The sequence below is a fragment of the Treponema sp. UBA753 genome (assembly GCF_002297325.1).
GTDB lineage: Bacteria > Spirochaetota > Spirochaetia > Treponematales > Treponemataceae > Treponema_D.
Genome location: NZ_DBKJ01000013.1, coordinates 15,969 through 36,293 on the forward strand (window position 1 = coordinate 15,969; position 20,325 = coordinate 36,293).

The 20,325-nt window shown below is 38.2% G+C and carries 21 protein-coding genes; 18 read left to right on the top strand and 3 right to left on the bottom strand.

Annotated elements, in window-relative coordinates; translation table 11 throughout:
- Window positions 1–142: 142 nt before the first annotated feature.
- The 4 genes from B4C08_RS00680 to B4C08_RS00695 are packed head-to-tail and all read left to right on the top strand — an operon-like array spanning window position 143 to window position 4,960.
- Entirely contained in the window at window positions 143–2,581 is a 2,439-nt protein-coding gene (locus B4C08_RS00680) for a chemotaxis protein CheA (RefSeq protein ID WP_296662134.1), read from the top strand.
- Between the two features lie 3 nt (window positions 2,582–2,584).
- On the top strand, window positions 2,585–3,994 hold the full coding sequence (locus B4C08_RS00685; RefSeq protein WP_296662135.1) for a CheR family methyltransferase: 1,410 nt from the start codon (window positions 2,585–2,587) through the stop codon (window positions 3,992–3,994).
- A gap of 33 nt (window positions 3,995–4,027) precedes the next feature.
- Window positions 4,028–4,510, top strand: a complete 483-nt coding sequence (locus B4C08_RS00690) for a chemotaxis protein CheX (protein WP_013701792.1) — start codon at window positions 4,028–4,030, stop codon at window positions 4,508–4,510.
- Between the two features lie 15 nt (window positions 4,511–4,525).
- Window positions 4,526–4,960, top strand: a complete 435-nt coding sequence (locus tag B4C08_RS00695; protein WP_013701791.1) for a response regulator — start codon at window positions 4,526–4,528, stop codon at window positions 4,958–4,960.
- A gap of 97 nt (window positions 4,961–5,057) precedes the next feature.
- Here the strand turns inward: B4C08_RS00695 and B4C08_RS00700 are convergent, their stop codons facing one another.
- A complete protein-coding gene (locus B4C08_RS00700) occupies window positions 5,058–5,486 on the bottom strand; it encodes a MarR family winged helix-turn-helix transcriptional regulator (protein WP_296662136.1) in 429 nt (142 codons plus the stop codon).
- Between the two features lie 60 nt (window positions 5,487–5,546).
- On the opposite strand from B4C08_RS00700, the gene B4C08_RS00705 reads away from it, so the two are divergent.
- Entirely contained in the window at window positions 5,547–6,371 is an 825-nt protein-coding gene (locus tag B4C08_RS00705; protein WP_296662137.1) for a hypothetical protein, read from the top strand.
- Window positions 6,372–6,485: 114 nt separating this feature from the next.
- The gene (locus B4C08_RS00710; protein ID WP_296662138.1) at window positions 6,486–7,133 is read left to right on the top strand and encodes a PTS sugar transporter subunit IIA; all 648 of its coding nucleotides are present in this window, start codon (window positions 6,486–6,488) and stop codon (window positions 7,131–7,133) included.
- A 29-nt stretch (window positions 7,134–7,162) separates the two neighbouring features.
- Here the strand turns inward: B4C08_RS00710 and B4C08_RS00715 are convergent, their stop codons facing one another.
- Entirely contained in the window at window positions 7,163–8,320 is a 1,158-nt protein-coding gene (locus B4C08_RS00715) for a hypothetical protein (protein ID WP_296662139.1), read from the bottom strand.
- A gap of 94 nt (window positions 8,321–8,414) precedes the next feature.
- On the opposite strand from B4C08_RS00715, the gene B4C08_RS00720 reads away from it, so the two are divergent.
- The 3 genes from B4C08_RS00720 (at window position 8,415) to ruvC (ending at window position 10,475) form a co-directional block, all read left to right on the top strand.
- Window positions 8,415–9,086: an RluA family pseudouridine synthase gene (locus tag B4C08_RS00720; protein ID WP_296662140.1), complete on the top strand. Its 672-nt coding sequence runs from the start codon at window positions 8,415–8,417 to the stop codon at window positions 9,084–9,086.
- Between the two features lie 78 nt (window positions 9,087–9,164).
- Window positions 9,165–9,908 (top strand): YebC/PmpR family DNA-binding transcriptional regulator, encoded by a 744-nt coding sequence (locus B4C08_RS00725; protein WP_296662141.1) that lies wholly within the window; start codon window positions 9,165–9,167, stop codon window positions 9,906–9,908.
- A gap of 81 nt (window positions 9,909–9,989) precedes the next feature.
- On the top strand, window positions 9,990–10,475 hold the full coding sequence (gene ruvC, locus B4C08_RS00730; RefSeq protein WP_295798868.1) for a crossover junction endodeoxyribonuclease RuvC: 486 nt from the start codon (window positions 9,990–9,992) through the stop codon (window positions 10,473–10,475).
- Here ruvC and B4C08_RS00735 read toward each other — a convergent pair.
- Complete coding sequence (locus tag B4C08_RS00735) at window positions 10,441–11,178, bottom strand: hypothetical protein (protein ID WP_296662142.1); 738 nt, start codon at window positions 11,176–11,178, stop codon at window positions 10,441–10,443. The two genes, ruvC and B4C08_RS00735, sit on opposite strands and share 35 nt — an antisense overlap.
- A 185-nt stretch (window positions 11,179–11,363) precedes the next feature.
- Here B4C08_RS00735 and mraZ point away from each other — a divergent pair, with 185 nt between their 5' ends.
- The 9 genes from mraZ (at window position 11,364) to B4C08_RS00780 (ending at window position 20,313) form a co-directional block, all read left to right on the top strand.
- Window positions 11,364–11,807 (top strand): division/cell wall cluster transcriptional repressor MraZ, encoded by a 444-nt coding sequence (gene mraZ, locus B4C08_RS00740; RefSeq protein WP_296662143.1) that lies wholly within the window; start codon window positions 11,364–11,366, stop codon window positions 11,805–11,807.
- Window positions 11,808–11,841: 34 nt separating this feature from the next.
- The gene (gene rsmH, locus B4C08_RS00745; RefSeq protein WP_296662144.1) at window positions 11,842–12,825 is read left to right on the top strand and encodes a 16S rRNA (cytosine(1402)-N(4))-methyltransferase RsmH; all 984 of its coding nucleotides are present in this window, start codon (window positions 11,842–11,844) and stop codon (window positions 12,823–12,825) included.
- Window positions 12,825–13,124, top strand: a complete 300-nt coding sequence (gene ftsL, locus B4C08_RS00750; protein ID WP_295797196.1) for a cell division protein FtsL — start codon at window positions 12,825–12,827, stop codon at window positions 13,122–13,124. The genes rsmH and ftsL overlap by 1 nt, the downstream gene beginning before the upstream one ends.
- On the top strand, window positions 13,111–14,550 hold the full coding sequence (locus B4C08_RS00755) for a UDP-N-acetylmuramoyl-tripeptide--D-alanyl-D-alanine ligase (RefSeq protein WP_296662145.1): 1,440 nt from the start codon (window positions 13,111–13,113) through the stop codon (window positions 14,548–14,550). Before ftsL ends, B4C08_RS00755 begins: the two co-directional genes overlap by 14 nt.
- A 2-nt stretch (window positions 14,551–14,552) precedes the next feature.
- Window positions 14,553–15,761, top strand: a complete 1,209-nt coding sequence (locus tag B4C08_RS00760) for an FtsW/RodA/SpoVE family cell cycle protein (RefSeq protein ID WP_296091645.1) — start codon at window positions 14,553–14,555, stop codon at window positions 15,759–15,761.
- Complete coding sequence (locus B4C08_RS00765; protein ID WP_296662146.1) at window positions 15,754–16,596, top strand: cell division protein FtsQ/DivIB; 843 nt, start codon at window positions 15,754–15,756, stop codon at window positions 16,594–16,596. The genes B4C08_RS00760 and B4C08_RS00765 overlap by 8 nt, the downstream gene beginning before the upstream one ends.
- Before the next feature lie 12 nt (window positions 16,597–16,608).
- Complete coding sequence (gene ftsA, locus B4C08_RS00770) at window positions 16,609–17,853, top strand: cell division protein FtsA (RefSeq protein ID WP_296662147.1); 1,245 nt, start codon at window positions 16,609–16,611, stop codon at window positions 17,851–17,853.
- Window positions 17,854–17,928: 75 nt separating this feature from the next.
- Window positions 17,929–19,416: a cell division protein FtsZ gene (gene ftsZ / locus B4C08_RS00775; protein ID WP_296091649.1), complete on the top strand. Its 1,488-nt coding sequence runs from the start codon at window positions 17,929–17,931 to the stop codon at window positions 19,414–19,416.
- A gap of 3 nt (window positions 19,417–19,419) precedes the next feature.
- Window positions 19,420–20,313 (top strand): tyrosine recombinase, encoded by an 894-nt coding sequence (locus B4C08_RS00780; RefSeq protein WP_296662148.1) that lies wholly within the window; start codon window positions 19,420–19,422, stop codon window positions 20,311–20,313.
- The last annotated feature ends 12 nt before the right edge of the window (window positions 20,314–20,325 follow it).

The window sequence follows — 20,325 nt, forward strand, 5'->3', positions numbered from 1 at the left end:
GCAAAAAAATAAAGAAAAATCTTCCGTCCTTTGATTTTCGGAAGAATAAAAAAAAACTTAACATTTGGATTTTTTTAGATGTTCCAATAAAAAACATTAAACTTTACTTGATTTTTTATTATATTCGATTAAAATATATTCTATGAGTGATTATCTTGATGCCAATAATGAAGAGCTTCTGAAAGATTTTTTTTCGGAGGCTGAACAGCAGGTAGAGACTCTTGAAAGCAACATTCTTGTAATAGAGAATGATCCTTCAAACCATGATGCCATAGATGAAATTTTCCGGGCGGCGCATACATTGAAAGGCGGCTCGGCTACTGTGGAAATGAATGAGCTTGCAACATTCTGTCATGACGTAGAGGATTTGCTTGATGCGCTTAGAAGCGGTCTTGTTGCAGTTTCTGAACCTATTGTAGATGTTTTATTGTCTTCTATAGATACTATAAAAGCTATGCTTGATGCAAGAAGCAATGGTTCTGTTTATCAAGAAGATATAACTCCTATTGTCCAGAAAATCAATTCATTTATACCGGCAAAAGCTCCAAAAAAGAGCGCACACGTAAAACTTCCGGCTGGAATGCTTGGTGCTTCTCCTGCTGAAAAACCGGCTGCTAGTGAACCAAAGCCAGCGGTTCAGTCTTCCAATGGAATGCCACCTGTTCCTCCGTTGTCCGATGATGAATATACAGAACTTAAAAATGCAGTTCCAGAAGGCCAGAAACTTTGGTCTGTAAATGTTACTTTTGATGAATCCAACCCGATGAACAGTGTTGGCGGAATTCAAGTTTTTGCGGCTCTAAAAAACTGCGGAACTGTTTTAAAGACTGTCCCTGATTTTGAAGAGCTTTACGAGGATGAATTTCATCCGCAAGTTGTTTACTATGTTTCTTCTGCAAATGAAGGTTCTGCACTTGAAGATGCAGCTTTCTTGGATGATGTAACTCTTGCAGTTGATGCCCAGCCAGTTTCGGGTGCTTCTTCTGTTGTTGACGCTTCTATTGCAGAACAACCTCCTGCGCAGGAAAAAGTTCAAGTTGCTGCCCCTGCTGCTGAAGAACAACCTAAACCTGCGGAAACTCCTGTTGCTTTGGCAGAAGAGAATAAAACTGAAACTGCTCAAAATACTGCGCAGCCTGTAAAAAAGCCTGCTGCCGGTCATGCTGTAAACCAGTCTTCAATTCTAAGAGTTGACTCAAAGCGTGTTGACAATCTTATGAATCTTGTTTCTGAAACTGTTATTACAAAAGCCGCGTTTAACCAAAATGGGCTTCATATGGCGGATTTGCAGGTAAAGCTTCAGAATTTAAATCTTTCTTTCAAGGAAAAGCATCGCCGTCTTATGGAATGTATGCCGAAGTATATTGAAGAACTTCAAAATGGCGTGCAAATGAAAGAAATCATGCAGAAGATGACAGAAGAATTTGGTTCTATGTCTTCTTGGTTTGACTCTTTTGAAACTGAATTCAAGTCTTCTTCTACAAAATACCGTTCTACGACACAGAATCTTGGACGCATTACAGGCGAGCTTCAGGAAGGCGTTATGAAAATCCGAATGGTTCCTATTGGAACTATTTTCAATAGATTTCCGCGCGTTGTCCGTGATTTGAGCCGTGATTTGGGTAGAAAAGTCAACCTTGTTATCGAAGGCGAAGATACAGAACTTGATAAAACTGTTGTTGATGATTTGCTAGATCCAATCATGCACTGTGTAAGAAATTCTGTTGACCATGGAATTGAGCCGCCGGAACAAAGAAAAGCCTGCGGAAAAGACGAGACTGGAACTTTGACTTTGCGTGCTGCAAATGAAGGCAACATGATTGTCATTGATATAATTGATGACGGTACTGGAATTGAAGTTGATAAAGTTAGGGAAAAGGCAATTAAAAAAGGTCTTATAAGCCCTAATAAAATTCTTTCAAATCAAGATGCCTATAATCTTATCTTCCTTCCGGGATTTTCTACAAGCGAAAAAATCAGCAGTGTTTCTGGGCGCGGCGTAGGTCTTGATGTTGTAAAGACAATGGTTGAAAAACTAAAGGGAACAATCAATGTTACAAGTGAAAGAGGAAAAGGCTCTAAGTTTTCTATAAGGCTTCCGCTTACGCTTGCAATTATTCAGGGACTTTTGGTTCGTGTTGGAAAAGAAGTTTACTCTATTCCGGTTGCAAATGTTATTGAAAGCCAGCGTGTAAAACTTGATACAATAAACACGATTGACAACTACGAAGTTTTAAATGTCCGCAATGAAGTTATTTCGATTCTACGGCTTGGACGGCTCTTTAATATCCGCAAGACAGACAATGATGAATATTGTTTTATTGTAATTGTTGGTTCTCAGGAAAAGAAAATCGGTGTTATGGTTGACGCTCTTATTGGTGAAGAAGATGTTGTAATAAAACCTCTTCAGGATCAGTTTACTTCTTCTCCTGGAATTGCGGGCGCGACAGTTCTTGGAGACGGTTCAGTTTCTCTTATTATTGATGTGAACCAGCTTCTTGAACTTGGTGTAAAGCAGGAGCTTGATGCACAGCAAGTACGTGAAGCGGAAGCTATAAAATCAGCTGCGGCAAGAGGTTAGTGTATGGCGACAATTCAAGAAAGACTTAGTGTGCTTGCAAATACAATGGACAGGGCTGAAGGCTTGTCTTCGGAACAGCTTGCAGAAGAAAAAAACAAGATTACTGTTGTAGATTTTAAAATGGTTACTTTTTCTTTGTCTGGAAAAGATTATGCCATTGACATTATGAAGGTAAAGGAAATTGCAAAGGCCGGACGTTTTACTTATGTTCCGAATGCGCTTCCTTTTGTCCGCGGTGTCTACAATTTGCGCGGCGATATTATTCCTATTATTGATTTGCGCCTTTTCTTCAACAGCGAAGTTCAAGAACATGATGACGATTACCTTGAGAATTTGCTGATTGTTTCAGTTGGCGAGCAGACATTTGGAATTGTTGTTGACGAAATTGACAAGGTTGTTGGAATTCAGAAAAGTTCAATTCAGCCGCCGCATCCTTTGTTTGGCGACATAAACATAAAGTATATTTACGGTGTTGTTGAGTCCGAAAACAATCTTTATGTTCTTTTGGATATTGATAGAATTTTTGGCCACAGAACTCCTGAAGAAGAAAAAGAACTTGCAGAAACTGCCCAGAATCAGGCAATGTTGAGGCATGAAGCTGAACTTGCTGAATCTGTTTCATCTCCTGAAAAATCTGCCCCTAAGGCTGAAAAGCCTACTGAAAAAGAAACGAATTCTGTTCAGGATTTAAATTTCATAGCTGATTCACTTAAAAATTTCAAGAAATTCTATGTAAGTGAAATTACAAAAGAGTGGACTGAAAAAAGATATTCAGAATGGAGCAAGGAACGCGGCGAAGGGAAAACTCAGCTTCAAAATGAAACCGATGCCGATTTGTTCTTGAATCCTTTCTATTCAAAATGCAATGGAAACTGGTGGACAGAAGAATATGCAGATGCAGTTGAAAAGATGCTTCCTGACAACAGCGCAAAAAATATTGTTGTATGGAATCCGGGTTGCGGAAAAGGCTATGAATCTTATTCTTTGGCGTGCATATTAAGAAAAAAATATCCGTCTGCAAAAATTAGAATTTACGGCCATGATATTGATTTGCTTAGTGTTTCAAATGCTCCTCTTATGACACTTTCGGATGAGGCTAGCAACAGTTGGTATCAGCCTTATACTGTTCGTACTGTAAGCGGCGAGTATGCGTTTAACAAAGACATAAAAGATTCTATAATGTTTGAATACCATGACTGCGTGAATACAAATAATCTTCCTCCTATAGATATTGTGTTTGCGAGGGATTTGCTTGCGTTCTTGCCTGATGCTTCACGAGATACTCTTTTGTCTGAATTCAGTGAAAAAACTAAAGGCAATGGTGTTATTATAGTTGGAGATAATGAAAATATTCAGATTCCGGGTTGGAGCAAGGTAAATGCACTAGAAAATATTTCAGTATATAAAAAATAGATTAGAAAATATGTTTTTTTCAGGGGGTCATTAATGAGAGTAGAGTATATTAATCCATTTGTTGAAACTTCTTACCGTGTGTTAAAAGAAGTTTTGGGTGGGGCAGAAGTAAAAAGAGGCGACTTGTATTTAAAGTCAACTGCTATGCCTGTAATGGGTGTTGCGGCTCTTGTTGGTCTTGCAGGAGATGTTGAAGGCCGTGTTCTTTTTGATATGACTTTTGAAACTGCATTGAACATTGCTTCCAAGATGAATGAGGAAAAATTGCCGGCTTTTGATGATTTGGCAAAGGCTACTATCAGCGAACTTGCAAATTTGATTACAGCTCAGTCTGTTACAAAATTGCATGACCTTGGTTTTAAATTTGACCTTACACCTCCAGCCTTGTTTGCAGGTGAAAAAATGGAAATAGCGGCATTGGGCGGAACAACAGACAATGTAGAAGCTCTTATTGTTCCTCTTATTACTGACTATGGCAAAATTGAAGTTAATGTCGCAATTCGCGAGCGCACATAATATAAGGAGTTTAGAATGAAAACAAAACAGGATTTTCCATCTATTAATGAGCGTCCGCCTGAAGGTGAAAAACTTGACGGAACAAAGTACCGTGTGCTGGTTGTAGACGATTCTATGTTTGTTGCAAAACAGCTCACTCAGATTCTTTCTAGTGATGGCTATGAAATTGTTGCTACAGCTCAGGACGGAAAAGAAGGCGTTGACAAATATAAAGAGCTTTGTCCTAATGTTGACTTGGTGACAATGGACATAACAATGCCTCGCATGGACGGAATTACAGCCCTTGAGCAAATTATTGCTTTTGACAAAAATGCTAAGGTCGTAATGGTCAGTGCTCTTGGAAAAGAGGAGCTTGTAAAAAAATCTCTTCTTAGCGGCGCAAAAAATTATATTGTCAAACCTTTGGACCGTAAAAAGGTTTTGGAACGCATAAGCGCGGCTTTAAAATAGAATTATAAATTTTTTAGTAAAAAGGCTTCTTTAGTTTTAAAGAGGCCTTTTTTGTGTTGTATATTTTCATAAAAAAATGCTCTTGTTACGATTTAGCTTATTCTGCTTCTAGGTTCAGGCTCATTTTTTCCAAAAGATTTAAAAGCGTTTCTTTTTCTTCCATAGAGAAATTTTTATAGCAAATTGAAAGCAGTTTGTTTGAAATTTCGCTTGTAAAATTGTTGTATTTTTTTCCTTCGGCGGTTAGTGAAATTATTTTTTTCCGGCTGTCCTTGCTGCTCGGCATGGATTTTACAAGTTTTTCGTCTATTAATTTTCTGATTAAAAATGTTGTGGTGCTTTTGTCTCTGTTTATTTTTTTTGCAATTTCGCCCATGGACATTTCTGAATTTTCAGACAAAAGAAAAAGTATAAATCCGTGGGAAGATACAAAATTATGGCTTGCAAGCATTTTGTTTGTAAATTCTGCGGTCTGCGTGTGAATCCTTGAAATAAGTGAAATTACAGAATTGACATTATATTCCATATTTTTTTAATTTTATCATCAGCGTTGCAAATTGTCAGCAATTATATTACTATTTTTTTCATGTTTGGATTTTTCTTTAAAAAAAATTTATGCGATGTCTGGGACAATCTTTTTTATGTTGTTGTCTGCAACTTTTTTTCACTGGTTGCGCTCTTTGTTTCCTATCTGATTTTTATGTTTGCCTATAGCTCGCCTTTTTCTGGTGAAATTAGGGCGGCTTTGATTTTTGCTTCAGTTATGATTGGCTGCATTTTAATTTGTTCTGTTGGATTTGCCGCCGGAAAAAATGCTGCGAAAATTGCAAATTTTGATGCTCCACGATACAGTGAATTTTTCAAGGAGTTTTTGGCTTCATTTAAAAGCGGCGCATTGTTTGGACTGTTTTCCGGCGCATTAATTTGCATTGCGGCTGTGAGCTTGCCGTTTTATTTTAAAATGTGGAAATCAAGTGGAAGCTATGTTTGGTTTGTTTTTATGGTTTTGATATTTTGGTTTTTAGTTACAACTTTTTTTGCGCTCCAGTGGTTTTTGCCCGTAAGAAGCCTTATGAACAATGGTTTTAAAAAATGCCTCAAAAAATCGTACATAATTTTCTTTGACAATATTGGATTTACGTTTGTACTTTCTTTTGTTAACTTTCTGAATCTTTTGCTTACGGTTTTTACTTTTGGACTTTATCCGGGGATGACTGGAATTGTAATTACCAATACAAATGCGCTCAGGCTTCTTCTTTATAAATATGACTGGATTGAAGTGAATCCGGGACTTTCTGCAAAGGAACGCAAGAATGTGCCTTGGAACGATTTGCTTGCTAAAGATAAGAAACTTTTGGGACCAAGAACATTAAAAGGTTTCTTTTTTCCATGGAAAGAAAATAAAGCCTAAATTTTTACATTGTTGTTTTGTTTCTTGCGAATATTGACAAAAAAGCGTAAAGATTGCAAAATGACGCAATGTATACAATTGTTGAAATTTAATAAAAATAAGAGGCCATAATCTATGGAAGATGATATTCTTACAATTGAAGAAGTTGCAAAATATCTTCGTGTAAGCGAGCGTACTGTATATGACTGGGCTCAGAAAGGCGAAATTCCAAGCGGAAAAATTGGAACTGTATGGAGATTTAAAAAATCCGAAATTGAAAAATGGGTAAACGAACGGCTTTCTTCTAGTGGAAAATCAAATGACTCTGAAATTATTGTTCAGGTGAAAAATATACTTTCTCCAGAGCGGATTGTTTTTATGAATCATCAGACAAAGCATGATTCACTTGTCCGCCTTGCGCAGAATCTTGGTACAGCTCCTCAGGTAAAGGATGCAAAGGAACTTGAGGCTGAAATTTTAAAGCGCGAAGAACTTATGTCAACTTCTATTGGCAGAGGACTTGCAATTCCTCATGTGCGGCTTTCAAGTGTTACTGACCTTGTTATGTCTGTAGGAATTTCAAAATGCGACATAATTGGTTTTCAGCCTGTTGACGAGATTCCTGTAAGAATTCTTTTTATGATTGCAGCGGCGTATAATCAGCACAGCTATTATTTAAAGACACTTTCATTTTTTAGCGCGAAACTAAAAGATGCATCTTTAAGAGAAGCTCTTCTTAATTCAGAATCTCCTATGGATGCTTATAATCTTCTTATAAAATAAAACCGCATTGCTTCCTTGCGCTTAAATGTTCATGGAAGCAGTACGGGAATCCATTTCGAAAAATCGCTTTGGTTCTTGTCAATAATTCCCCAAGTTAACCCAGGAACTGTTGTTTCTCCTGTAAGATAAGTTTTACCTTCAACTGTAAAGCCAAATCCTGGGTGGGGCGAAACAAGTCCTGCAACCGCATGATGAAATTCGCTGCTTACAAAAATTATTGAATCTATGTTCATGCTTTGAAGAATTACGGCAATTAACATAGATCTTGAGTCGCAGTCGCTTCCGCCGCCGGAAATTATAGATGGAAGGGATGCAAAGTCGCTTGCAGTTTTTTCCCTTTCGTATTTGAATCCTTGAGTCCATGATAAAAGTTTCTGTGCAAAATCAGTTTCGTCCTTGCATTCTGGCGCAAGAGTTCCGTAAATGTCAAAGGAAACTTTTTGAAGCCGCTTGCATGAATCTTTGAAAATCATTCTGTAGTAGCGTTGCCATGCTTCTTTCCAAAGCGGACTGTTTATGTACATTTGAAGCACTTTGTATTCGCGCTCAATAAGGTATTCTGAATTTTTGCAGTCAAGCGAATCAATTTGACTGGAAACTTCTTTTTTGTCTATAAGAAGTTTTATTATTTGCTCTTTGCCGGAAGCAGGATGATATAGAGATGTGAAAAGTCCCGGTGAAAAACAGCTTTCTGAATCAACACAAAGAGAATCAATAAAACTTTCAATAAGAAAACTTGCATTGTTAAAATATTCTGCGCCACACCAGGAAATTATGACTGCAATGCTTTTGTTTTCTGGAATTGAAGAGGCGGCCGCGTACCCTTGTGATTCTGCTCCAGAAATTTTTCCTTTGAATGCTGCAATGCAGGCTTCATTATTTCTCCATTGCGCAGTTTTTGTTTCAAAAGTTTTAAGATTGAGTTTTTGGGTTGTGTTTTCCAATGCTTCTTTAGCGGAAGTGAATTTTTCTTTCTTGTAAATTTTAACTATTGAATTTACAGGAGCAATTTTACTTTGCAGAAGAAATGAATCTTCTCCTTGAGATTGGACGAGCACAAATTCTTCCGGCAAATCGATAAAAACTGAATTGGAAAATCCTTCAAATGAAACTCTGTGCGCAAAAATTTCTATTGAAATAAAAAAGAAAAATGCAAGAGTGGAAGTTTTTTTTGCAATGCTTGTCATTTTTATAAACCTCAATTAATATTGAACTCTAAATGTTGGGTTTGTTTCAAATGTTCTTGATATTTGAAACTCTTTGTATTTTTATTTTCGGCAAATGAAAACTTTTTCTATAATTTTTGAAAATGAAGAAATTCTTCTTGTGAATAAGGAAGCTGGCGTTTCGGTTCAGGGAGGAGCTGGCATTGCTCATCCGCTTGATGCTGAGCTTTCTCTTCAGCTTGGATATAAAATTTTTCTTGTTCACCGTTTGGACAAAGAAACTTCCGGCATTCTTGTTGTTGCAAAAAATGCGCTGGCTGCTGCAAAGTGGACGAACTTGATTTCTGGCGGAAAAGTAAAAAAAGAATACACTGCGGTTTGCTTTGGAATTCCTTTTGTTAATGGAAAAAAATGTTACTCTGGTGTTTTAGAAGGAACTGTTGAAGCGCATGGAAGAACTCAGGCTGCAAAAACTTTTTTTAAAGTTGAATCAGTTTGGGATGTAAAAATTCCAGAGACGGATGAAAAAATGGAGCTTAGTTTTTTAAAGCTTACTTTGGGAACTGGTCGTATGCATCAGATAAGAATTCAACTTGCGAAGGCTTTTTGTCCAATTGCAGGCGATGATAAGCATGGAGATTTTAAAAAGAATAAGCTTGCAAGAAAAATCGGAATTAAAAAGCTTCATCTTGCGGCTGTAAGACTTTCTTTGCCTATTGATGGTAAAGTGCAGACTTTTGAAATTCCGCTTCCAGAACATATCAAAAATACGTTATGCAGTCAGTAAAAAGTTTCGTTATTGACGTATTTATTTGTTTTATGGTAGTATATTATACTTATTCGTTATTATTTATAGGAGTTCCGTATGTCAGGACACAGTAAATGGTCAACCATTAAACACGCAAAGGGTATTGCTGATGCAAAACGTGGAGCGCTTTTCACAAAATTCATAAAGGAAATTTCTATCGCAGCAAAAATGGGTGGAGGAGATCCTGATTCTAACCCTCGCCTTAGAACTGCCATGCTCAAGGCAAAAGCTGCTTCTATGCCAAAAGACAATATTGAGCGCGCTATAAAGAAAGGAACTGGTGAACTTGGCGCAGTTTCTTATGAAGAACTTGTTTATGAAGGATATGCTCCAGGCGGAGTTGCAGTTCTTGTAGATGTTCTTACAGACAATAAGAACCGTGCTGCTGCTGATGTTCGCAATATTTTCAACAAAAACGGTGGAAACCTTGGAACAACAGGTTCTACAAGCCGTATGTTTGAACGCAAAGGCGTTATCGAATATGATGCTGAAAAAGTAAGTGAAGACGATGTTATGAGCGTTGCTGTTGAAGCTGGCGCAGAAGATGTTGTAAACGAAGATGGAGTTATCACAGTAACAACAGATCCTGCTTCATTTGACGCAGTTCTTGAAGCTCTTCAGACTAAAGAATGGGAAACACTTTCTGCTGCTGTTTCTATGGTTCCGTTTAACTATACAGCGGTTGATGCGGAAACTGCAAAGAAAGTTCAGAAGCTCTTGGACAAACTTGAAGAAAATGATGATGTTCAGAATGTTTATTCAACTGTTGAATATCCAGAAGACTTCGATCCAGAAGCTTAAGTTTTGACTTTTTAGTTTTTGTGCAGGCATTTGGCGCGGAATTTTTGTTTCGTCCAAGTGCCTTGTTTTTTTTCAGAATAGATGAAAAAACGCCGGATTATAGGCATAGATCCCGGGCTTGCTCACACTGGGTTCGGAATAATTGACTGTGAAAATTCTAAAATTTCTCTTGTGAGTTATGGAGTTATAGAAACTTCAAGTACTGATTCGCATGAAGTACGCTTGCTTTACATTTACAATAAACTTCTGGCGATTTTAAATGAATTTCGACCTACAGAAGCTGAAATGGAAACTTTGTTTTTTGCACGCAATACAACTAGCGCGCTTGCAGTGGCAGAGGCGAAAGGCGTTGTTAGTTTGTGTCTTGTTCAGCAGGCAATTCCAATTTTTATGTACGCGCCGAATCAGATAAAATGCGCGGTAACAGGAACAAAAAGTGCGGATAAAGATACGGTTGCTCGGTATGTTCAACTTCTATTGAATTTAAAAAATCCGCCTTCGCCTGACCACGCAGCAGACGCTCTTGCTGGAGCTATAACGCATTTTCACAGCACTTTGTCTGCATAGAATAAATTTTTGCGTTTCCCTTTTTTTCAACTATGTTTATAATTTCTATCTTTGAAAGAACCCAAAGCATAAGGTTTGCATCGCTTCTTTTTATAAGAGGAGTGTTTTTCTTTAAATGTTCAAAAAAATCTTTTGAAGTAAATGTGCCTGGAAGATTTTTTGGAATCAGTTTTTTGTAAGAAGATTTTCCGTGAAGTGTAAAAATTTTTCCTGTTTGCTCAAGGCGCTTTCCTATTTTTTGCCAGTTTTTTTTGAATCTTCGCCTTTTGTTTTTTGACTGGACCGGCTCTTCTGTTTTTACGCGCTCTTCTGTTATTTCAGCTTCGATTATTTCCAGCGTGAAATTTTTCTTTAGCAAAACGGGAACAAGAGATGTTATTTCCTTAAAAACTGAATATATGTTTTTTTTTAAAGGGCTTTTTCTTCTTGTAATTTTTCCTGTTGAGGCGTCTTTGGTTTCTATATATTTTACAGTTGCAAGCGGATATACAATTTTTATTTTTCGTTTTTCGGATAAAAAGAATTCTGTTTTTTTGAGCAGTTTTCCAAGAGTTCCGGTCTGAATTTCTATGATTCCGCCGTCAGGACAAAGAATATCCGCAATATATGCGCCGATTTTTACTTCTGATTTTCCGTTGCACTGAATTCTGTAAAGTGCTTTTAGTGACTTGTGAAGGCTTGTTTCGTTCAGTGTGTTTATCATTTTATTTCAGTCTGCGGATTTTTATCAGATATGAAAAAGATTCTCAACTATACAGTTTTAAAGTTTAGTTGAATTTTCAACTGTAAAAATCAGACTATCGGAGAGTTTTTGCATTGACATTACGTTTTTTTCTGATAAAATGTTTAATAAGTGGGAAATAGTGGGGTAAAGTGGTGGATAGTGGCATGGAAATGCTTTTTGGCGAGTACAACAACACGCTGGATGACAAAGGAAGAATTCAGTTTCCGGCGAAGTTGCGTTCTGTTTTGCAGCAGGAAAGTCTTGTTGTAACTCAGGGGCTCGACCGCTGTCTTATGATTTTCTCCATTGATGAATGGACTTCTCTTAATAAAAAAATCGTGGACTCGGCGTCTTTGTTTAATGATCAGAAACGCCTTGTTATGCGACGTTTTATTGCGCCTGCACAAAAATTGGATTTTGATAAATCCGGCCGTCTTTCTATTCCCCAGACGCTTAGAGATTACGCGGAACTAAAAGGTGAATGTACAATTCTTGGAATCAACAAGTATATGGAGCTTTGGGATTCTGAAAAGTACAAGGCTTATCTTGAAAAAACTGAAGATTCCTTCCTTGAAGCTGCGGAAACTATGGGTGATATTTTGATGTGAGTTTTGCCGCTCAAAAAATTAGGCTGGAAAAAAAGTGGAAATTGTTCATACTCCTGTATTGCTAAATGAATGTCTCAAATTCCTTTCTCCGGTAGGCGAACCGTTTGAAAAGGACGCCTTTATGATTGATTCTACTTTGGGGGAAGGCGGACATTCGTTTAATTTTCTAAAAAATTTTCCATCTTTAAAAATTCTTGGACTTGATGCCGACAGCGTTATTCAGGCAAGGGCGAAAGAACGTCTTTCAGAATTCGGGGAGCGGATGAGGTTTTATAACGGCTGGTTCAACGATTTTTACTGCAATTACCCTGAAGAAAGAAAGCCAGACTTGATTTTGTTCGATTTGGGAATCAGTGTTTTTCATTATGAAAAAAGCGGCAGAGGATTCTCATTTCGCCATGATGAAAAGCTTGACATGAGGTTGAATCCGAATACAAAAGAAAGCGCCGCCGACATTGTTAACGAAATGCCGGAAGATGAGCTTGCGAATATGATTTATCTTTATTCAGATGAAAAATATTCAAGGCGAATTGCAAATGCGATTGTTTCTGCAAGAAAATCTCAGAAGATTGTTTCAACAAAAGCTCTTGCGGACATAATTTTCAATGCCGTTCCTTCAAAATATAAATACGGAAATATTCATCCTGCGACAAGAACTTTTCAGGCTTTGAGAATTCTTGTTAACAGCGAGCTTAAAAGGCTGCCGCAAGCAATCCATGCTGCGTTTAATGTTCTTGTTCCGGGCGGAAAAATGGGTGTTATAACATTTCATTCGCTTGAAGACAGAATTGTAAAAAATTATTTTCGCAATCTTGGAAAGCAATGTGTTTGTCCTCCTGAATTTCCTGAATGCGTTTGCGGCGGAACTCCATGCGCGGAAATTTTGACAAGAAAACCAGTCGAGCCTTCCGAAGAAGAAATCAAAACAAATTCTCCTTCCAGAAGCGCAAAACTTCGTGTTGTTAGAAAACTCCGGGATGCGGACAAGTTTCGGCTTTATGGAGTGGAGGCTTTGTAATGAAGATAAAAAGTTTGCTGAAAAATTTTTGCCTTGTTATATTCGCTTTGGGAATTCCTGGACTTTTAATTTTAAATGGAATTCAGTCAAGCAAATACCGCGAGCTTAAAAAAGAAGTTTCTGAGCTTGAAAAAAAACAAGAAAAACTCATAGAGGAAAATAAAAAACTTATAACGGATATAAGCGTTCTTTCAAGTTCAGATAGAATTGAAACTATCGCCGAAAATGATTTGGGCATGAGAAAGGCTGAAACCGAAGAAATTGTGCGTGTGGAGATGAGAAAAAATGAACGAAAATGATTCGCTTTTGTCGCTGGAAGAAATACTTGAAGCCGTTAATGGCGTGCATGTTCTTGGAAACGCTCCGCTTTGCATAAAATCCGTTCAGACAGACAGCCGTTTGGTTGAAGAAAATACTCTTTTTGTTCCGCTTATTGGCGAAAAGCAGGACGGACATTCTTATATTCCTCAGGCAATTGAAAAAGGTGCAAGCGCAGTTTTTATCCGCATGAAAAATTTTGAAGACAACGGAAATTATTTTGTTGAGCTTCATGAAAAAAATCCTTCTGTAATTTTTATCGCTGTAGAAAATACTCTTGAAGCTTTGCAGAAAGCTGCTGCTCGTTACGTGGAAAAATTTCCGCATCTTATAAAAATTGGTGTTACAGGTTCAAGCGGAAAAACGACAACAAAAGAAATTCTAGTTTCAATACTTTCGCAAAAATACAATGTTGTTTCCAATAAAGGAAATTTAAACAGCGAGACAGGACTTCCGCTTTCTGTGTTCAATATAAGAGCTGAGCATGAGTGTGGTGTTTTTGAAATGGGAATGAACCGCGAAAATGAAATCGGAGAAATTGCTTCCGTGCTGAAGCCGCGTTTTGCTATTGTAACAAATATTGGTACGGCGCATATTGGAATTCTTGGAAGCCGTGAAAATATTGCAAAGGAGAAGTCAAAAATTTTTAGTTATTTTGGCGGATTTGGAACTGGCGTAATTCCATCTGACGATGATTTTTCAGATTTCCTAAAAAACGAAATTGATGGAAAAGTTGTATTCTACGGAAATGACACAGATTCAGATTCTGTAAAATATATTTGCGACTTGGGATTGAAAGGAACAAAATTCAGCATAGACGGAATTGAAACTGTTTTGCCGCTTCCTGGAAAATACAACTATAAAAATGCGCTAGGCGCGATTGCTCTTGCGCAAGTGCTTGGACTTTCTTCCCGGCAAATTTCAGATGGAATTTCTAGTTTAAAGCCGTTGTCTGGACGCTCTGAAATTCTTGATGGAAAAAATTTTTTTATTATGCAGGACTGCTACAATGCGAATCCTGATTCAATGGAAAAAGCAATTGAATTTGTCGGCTCTGTAAAAAAAGATGCGGATGCAAAAAAAATTTTTGTTCTTGGCGATATGCTTGAGCTTGGCTCTGATTCAAAATCTGCGCATGAAAAAACTGGGCTTCTTGCTGCAAACTCTGACGCCGACCTTGTGATTTTTATTGGAACAGAAATGAAATCCGCTTTTGAAAAGGCAAAAAATTCTTCTGAAAAAAATATTATTTTCATTGCAGGAAATTCTCAAGGTTCAATGGAAAAGGCTGCTTTGGAAATAAAAAAAGTTTTGCACGGAATTTTAAATTCAATTGTGTTCATAAAAGGTTCAAGAGGAATGGGGCTTGAGCGGATTTCAAAAATTTTGCTTGGCGGAGATGAGTGATTATGGGAGAATACAGATTTTTTCCTGACCGTCCTGTTTCAAACTATAGAAAAAGCGATTCAGTTTTTATTGTCTGCACTTTGCTTTTGTGGGGACTTGGAATTTTTACGCTTTATGTTTGTTCTCCTGGAGTTGGAGAGCGGTTCTTCGGAAATAAAAATTATTTTTTAAACAGGCAAATTGTTTCTTCTGTAGTCGGATTTGCCGGACTGATTTTTTTTGCAGTTGTTCCAGTAAAGAAAATTCGGAAATTTGTTTTTATGTTTGCCGTGATTGCTTTTGTTCTTTGCATTCTTGCGTTTCTTCCTGGAATTGGAAGCGAAAGAAAAGGAGCTTCAAGATGGATTGTGATTCCGCATTTATTTTCTTTTCAGCCGTCGGAGCTTGTGAAGTTTGCAATTGTAATGTATTTGGCACACATGTTTGACGCGCATTCTTCTGAATATGAAGAAAGCTCCAAGGAATTTATTTATCCAGTTGCGGCGCTTTTGCTTTTCGTTATTGTGATTTTTTGCCAGAGAAATTTGTCCACAGGAATTTTTGTTTTTGCCCTTGGTGTGGCAATGTTTATTTTGTCCGGCGCATCTTTGAAATGGCTTGTTCCGTTTTCTATTCTTGCGATTCCTGCCGCTGTTATTTTGATTTCCATGGAAGAATATCGCTTGATGAGAATTCTTGCGTATCTTTTTCCTGAAAAATTCAGGTTAACAGCTGGTTACCAAACTTCAGCATCTGAAAGAGCAATTGGCGCAGGTGGAATTTGGGGAACTGGAATTGGAGACGGGCTTGAAAAAATTTCTGCAATTCCTGAAATTCAGACTGACTATATTTTTTCAGGCTGGGCTACAATGATGGGACTTTTTGGCGTAACGTCTTATTTTATTTTGCTTATAGTTTTTGCTTGCCGCGGATTTAAAATCGCTCTTAGCTGTCCGGATCGGTTTGCGGCTTACGGCTCATTCGGATGCACGCTTTGCATTTTTTGCCAGTCGGTTTTTAACTGCGCTGTTGTCTGCGGAGCTTCACCTACAACAGGAATTCCTTTGCCGTTTTTTTCTTCGGGAGGTTCGTCTCTTATAATAACACTTTGCATGTGTGGATTTGTTATAAACGCTTCCCACTGCGATGCCGATAAAGAATCAGGGCAAACTTTGAAAAATAAATTTGATAATATTGAAACAATTGGGGGAGTTGTAGTTGAATATGAGTGACGCGGCGATTTCTGATTTTGATGAATTTTTTGGTTCCTTTGAATCTGTAAAAACTTCTGAAAAGGCGGACCAGAAGACAAGTGAAAAAAAATATATTGTTCTCAAAATTGTTGTTTTTGTGCTTGGATTTTTTCTTTTTGTTGAAGGAATTATCTACGCTCTTGTGCTTCCGTGTTTTGGACGTCCAGCTATAATTTATTCAGGCTTGGATTCTTTTGCGCGGAAAGACATTGCGGAACGCCTTGCGCCTATTTCAAATTCATCTTGGACAGGATTTGATACAGACCGCGCGGCTTCGATTTTGAGCAATGTTTCTTATATTGAAAGAGTTTCTGTTGACAAACGTTTTCCAGATAAAATTTTTATTTCTGTGAAGGAAAGAGTTCCTGTTGCAAAAACTATTCTTTCTGTAAATGGCGTGTCAAAGTCTGTTCAAATCGACGAAAATTGTGTACTATTCAGCATACAGTCAGATTCCATTTTGCAGGACAGTTCTGTTCCTCTTATTTCAGGACTTCCTATTGAAAATCTTCAGGAAGGGATGAGGCTTCCGGCAAAGTACCGTGTGCTTATGGAGCAAATTTCAGCGATTAGAAATTTGCCTCAGAAATATTTTGCCGCGATTTCAGAAATTCAGGTTGTGCCTAAAGAGTATGGAAACTACGAACTTGTTTTGTATCCTACGCAGGCAAAAGTCAGAGTTCTTACCGACCGCTCTTTGACTGAAGATGCGCTGAAGTACATGATGGTTGTTCTTGACGTTGTAAATTCTATAGAACCGGATGTTGTGGAAGTTGATTTGCGATACGATTCGCTTTCATACAGATGCCGTTGAGTGAGGAATATTTTGGCTCGGACGATTGTTGGTCTTGATATTGGCACTTGCTGGATCAGGACAGTTATTGCAGAAATAAATGCAAATGACGAAATTGAAATAATAGGAATTTCAAAAAAGCCGTCTCAGGGAGTTAGAAACGGAATAATCGTCAATATTGATGCAACAAAAAATGTAATAAAAGAAACAATTGAAGCTGCCGAAATCAGTGCGGGAACAACAGTTGTTGAAGTATATACTTCAATTGGCGGTTCACAGGTTACAAGTCTTCCTTCTACTGGCGTTGTTGGTGCAGATCCTAAAGGCGGAAACCGTGAAGTTGAAATCAAGATGGAAGCAAAAAAACGTGCGTTGGATTGCGCCCAGGCTGTTTCAATTCCGCTGAATGAAATTCTTCTTCACATTCTTCCGCAGGAATATCTTGTTGACGGAAGAGAATATGCGAATCCAATCGGAATAAAAGGCGTGCGGCTTGAAGTAAAAACTTTGCTTTTAAAAGTTTCAACTTCGGCCTATGCAAATATAAACGAATGCATAATGCGCGCTGAATATCAGCTTAGAAGAATTACACTTAAAACTTTGGCGGCTGCCTATGCAACTTTAAGGGAAGACGAGCGCGATCTTGGCTCTATTTTAATTGATTTGGGTGGCGGCTCTACCGATGTAATTGTTCTTAACAAAGACGCTCCGGTTTTTACAACTTCAATTCCTGCAGGCGGAAACCGTGTTACAAACGATATTTCAGAAGTAATGGGCGTTCCTTTTTCTGTAGCTGAAGAATTGAAAATAAAGTACGGCACTTGCTGGCTTAATGAAGGCGAAGAAAATGAGGAAGTTATAATTCCCGGGGTTGGAGGACTTCCTCCTGAACTTACGAATAAAGCTGCCTTAAGTGAAATTATAACGGCTCGGGTTGAAGAAATACTTGTTTCTGCAAAAAAAGAAGTTGTCAGACATTCTGGACTTACGGAGCTTAGGGGAACGATTGTTCTTACTGGCGGCGGCGCTCTTATGCCTGGCATCGAGACTCTTGCACAGGAAGTTTGGAAGACAACTGCTGTTAGAATCGGTTGCTGCGCGGATTTTGGCGGTGCTGATGATTCTTATAGAAACGCAGATTTTGCGACTGCTGTGGGACTTGTTCTTGCGAATAAAAACGATGATTCTTCTGCGGCAGTTTCCCATAAAGTTTCAAAAAAACAAAAGCAGGATTCCAAGCCTAGCTGGTTTAAAAACTTGCTAAAAAAGATAAACTGATAAACTAAATATTTTTGGATGCGCTCTGCTTTTAATGGGGATTAAGAAACAGAATGCGCGGGTCGGGAGGAAAATATGGAATTTACAAATGTTGAAGATACGTCTTCTCAAAAAATGAATGTGCCGCTGAATGGTTCAGTTTTGCAGCCGCCTTCAAATGTTGCAAATGACGAGCCGTTAAATTTTGATGATGAGCTTGGTGACATAAATCCCACTGTTATAAAAATTATTGGCTGTGGCGGTGGTGGCTCCAGTGCGGTTCAGCGCATGATTGAAGACGGAGTTTCTGGTGTTCAGTTTATTGTTTTAAATACAGACAAACAGGCTTTGCATAAATCAACTGCGCAGCTAAGAGTTCCAATCGGACAGAAAATTACAGGCGGACTTGGCGCGGGCGGAAATCCTGCTGTTGGCGAAAATGCCGCAAAAGAAGATGCCGAACGTATTTCAAGAATTATTTCAGGCGCAAACATGGTTATTATAACTGCAGGAATGGGCGGAGGAACTGGAACTGGTTCTGCGCCTGTTGTTGCAGAACTTTCACATAACGCTGGAATTCTTACGATTGCCGTTGTTACAACTCCTTTTGAATTTGAAGGAAAAGTCCGCATGGATAACGCTATGGAAGGACTTGAAAAACTCAGGCAGAATGTAGACAGTTTGATTGTTCTTCCTAATGATTTGATTTTTAAGGCTGTTGAAAATGTAGACCACCGCATGACTTTTAGAGAGCAGTTTAAATTTGCAGACGGACTTTTGTGCGCTGGAGTAAAGGGAATTACAGAACTTATCACTCAGCCTGGCGATATAAACCTTGATTTTGCTGATGTAAGAAAAATAATGTACGGTTCAGGCGACTCGATTCTTGGCGTTGGAAAAGGCAAAGGCGAAAATAGAGTCAACGAAGCTGTTGAAGGTGCAATTGCAAATCCGCTTCTTGAAAACCGCCAGATTGACGGCGCAAGAAAAATTCTCATTAATATAACAAGCAATGGAAATTTGGATTTGGAAGAAACCCAGGATATTGTTAATTTAATCAAGCATTCAGCAAGCAAAGAGGCGGAAATAATCTTTGGGCTTTCAGAGAATTCTGCAATGGAAGACGACGAAGTTTCCGTTACTGTAATTGCAACCGATTTTAGCGGCAATGATGACTTTGCAACTTCAGTTCCTTTGGAAGAAGATGAAAAAGATGATTCTGTTGCTGACTATGGCGAATTTATCCGTGCTTTGGGCGGAAAAACTGAATCAGAATCAAAGCCTGCAAAAACTTCAGAACATTTTAGTTCCATAGATTTTAAGAATTCTTCAGTTGAAAATTCTGTTTCAAAAGAAAATGATGAAACTTCATTTGCTCCAGCGGAATCTCTTGGTGAGCGGGAAACTGTTTCGCTTGTAGAAAATCAGCCTGAAGAAAAAAATTCTACAGAAGAAAAAAGGCCGTTTTCAGGGCACAAGCTTCCTGCGGGAATAAAAATTGATCCGAACGACATAAATCAGCCGGCAATTTATAGAAAACGCCTGAACGGACTTTCGCGCTCCATAGATTTGACGCAGCTTTAATTTATGGAAAAAAAATCTCTGCTTCAGGAATTTTACAGTGAGCTTCTTTTTGTGGAAAATCACGGAAAACTGACGGCGGAAACTTATTTAATTTGCGTTCAGGAATTTCTTGACTATCTGGAAAAAAACGAAACGCCGCTAGAAAATGTTACAGTTCAAACTTTGCTTTATTATGCGGCTTTTAGAAAAACTTCCGGAAGAAAAGAAATTACGCTTGCAAAAGATTTGTCTGCGCTTAGAATTTTTGGTTCGTTTTTAGTCCGAAAAAAAATATGGATTGAAAATTTTGCGCATGAAATTGGAAAACCGAAAGTTTCGAGAGCCTTGCCAAAAGTTTTGGAAGTTAAACAGGTTGACAGTCTTTTATCTTCAATTGATGTGAAAAAGCCGCTTGGAATAAGAGACCGCGCGTTGTATGAAGTGATTTACAGCTGCGGACTTCGGATTAGCGAGGCTTGTTCACTTTTAATTTCGAATGTTCATTTTGATGAAAAACTGATTCTTGTCTGCGGAAAAGGCAGCAAAGAGCGTCTTGTTCCGTTTGGTGAGGATGCGGCGTTTTGGCTTAAAAAATGGATTTTTGAAATTCGTCCCGGATTCGTGGGAAGTAGAATTATTCCCGAAGTTTTTGTAAATTCTAAAGGGAATCCTATTTCAAGAAAAGGAATTTGGAAGAATTTCAAGAAAATGGGGAAAAAAACTGGAATTGAAGCGAAAGTCCACACTTTGCGCCATTCCTTTGCAACTCATTTGCTTTCAGGCGGAGCGGACTTAAGATCAGTGCAGGAACTTTTGGGACACTCTGATTTGTCTACGACGCAAATTTATACGCACATAGACGATTCAAGACTTGAAGAAAGCCACAGGGATTTTTTTCCAGGCCATAAAACTGAATAAAACAACGGAGGA

Excerpts from the sequence above, each read along its gene's own strand:
- ftsZ (WP_296091649.1), top strand. The coding sequence starts at position 17,929 with ATGGAATTTACAAATGTTGAAGATACGTCTTCTCAAAAAATGAATGTG.
- B4C08_RS00690 (WP_013701792.1), top strand. The coding sequence starts at position 4,028 with ATGAGAGTAGAGTATATTAATCCATTTGTTGAAACTTCTTACCGTGTG.
- B4C08_RS00765 (WP_296662146.1), top strand. The coding sequence starts at position 15,754 with ATGAGTGACGCGGCGATTTCTGATTTTGATGAATTTTTTGGTTCCTTT.
- mraZ (WP_296662143.1), top strand. The coding sequence starts at position 11,364 with ATGGAAATGCTTTTTGGCGAGTACAACAACACGCTGGATGACAAAGGA.
- B4C08_RS00780 (WP_296662148.1), top strand. The coding sequence starts at position 19,420 with ATGGAAAAAAAATCTCTGCTTCAGGAATTTTACAGTGAGCTTCTTTTT.
- B4C08_RS00720 (WP_296662140.1), top strand. The coding sequence starts at position 8,415 with ATGAAAACTTTTTCTATAATTTTTGAAAATGAAGAAATTCTTCTTGTG.
- ftsL (WP_295797196.1), top strand. The coding sequence starts at position 12,825 with ATGAAGATAAAAAGTTTGCTGAAAAATTTTTGCCTTGTTATATTCGCT.
- B4C08_RS00700 (WP_296662136.1), bottom strand. The coding sequence starts at position 5,486 with ATGGAATATAATGTCAATTCTGTAATTTCACTTATTTCAAGGATTCAC.
- B4C08_RS00725 (WP_296662141.1), top strand. The coding sequence starts at position 9,165 with ATGTCAGGACACAGTAAATGGTCAACCATTAAACACGCAAAGGGTATT.
- B4C08_RS00755 (WP_296662145.1), top strand. The coding sequence starts at position 13,111 with ATGAACGAAAATGATTCGCTTTTGTCGCTGGAAGAAATACTTGAAGCC.
- B4C08_RS00705 (WP_296662137.1), top strand. The coding sequence starts at position 5,547 with ATGTTTGGATTTTTCTTTAAAAAAAATTTATGCGATGTCTGGGACAAT.
- ruvC (WP_295798868.1), top strand. The coding sequence starts at position 9,990 with ATGAAAAAACGCCGGATTATAGGCATAGATCCCGGGCTTGCTCACACT.
- B4C08_RS00710 (WP_296662138.1), top strand. The coding sequence starts at position 6,486 with ATGGAAGATGATATTCTTACAATTGAAGAAGTTGCAAAATATCTTCGT.
- B4C08_RS00685 (WP_296662135.1), top strand. The coding sequence starts at position 2,585 with ATGGCGACAATTCAAGAAAGACTTAGTGTGCTTGCAAATACAATGGAC.
- B4C08_RS00760 (WP_296091645.1), top strand. The coding sequence starts at position 14,553 with ATGGGAGAATACAGATTTTTTCCTGACCGTCCTGTTTCAAACTATAGA.
- B4C08_RS00680 (WP_296662134.1), top strand. The coding sequence starts at position 143 with ATGAGTGATTATCTTGATGCCAATAATGAAGAGCTTCTGAAAGATTTT.
- B4C08_RS00735 (WP_296662142.1), bottom strand. The coding sequence starts at position 11,178 with ATGATAAACACACTGAACGAAACAAGCCTTCACAAGTCACTAAAAGCA.
- B4C08_RS00695 (WP_013701791.1), top strand. The coding sequence starts at position 4,526 with ATGAAAACAAAACAGGATTTTCCATCTATTAATGAGCGTCCGCCTGAA.
- B4C08_RS00715 (WP_296662139.1), bottom strand. The coding sequence starts at position 8,320 with ATGACAAGCATTGCAAAAAAAACTTCCACTCTTGCATTTTTCTTTTTT.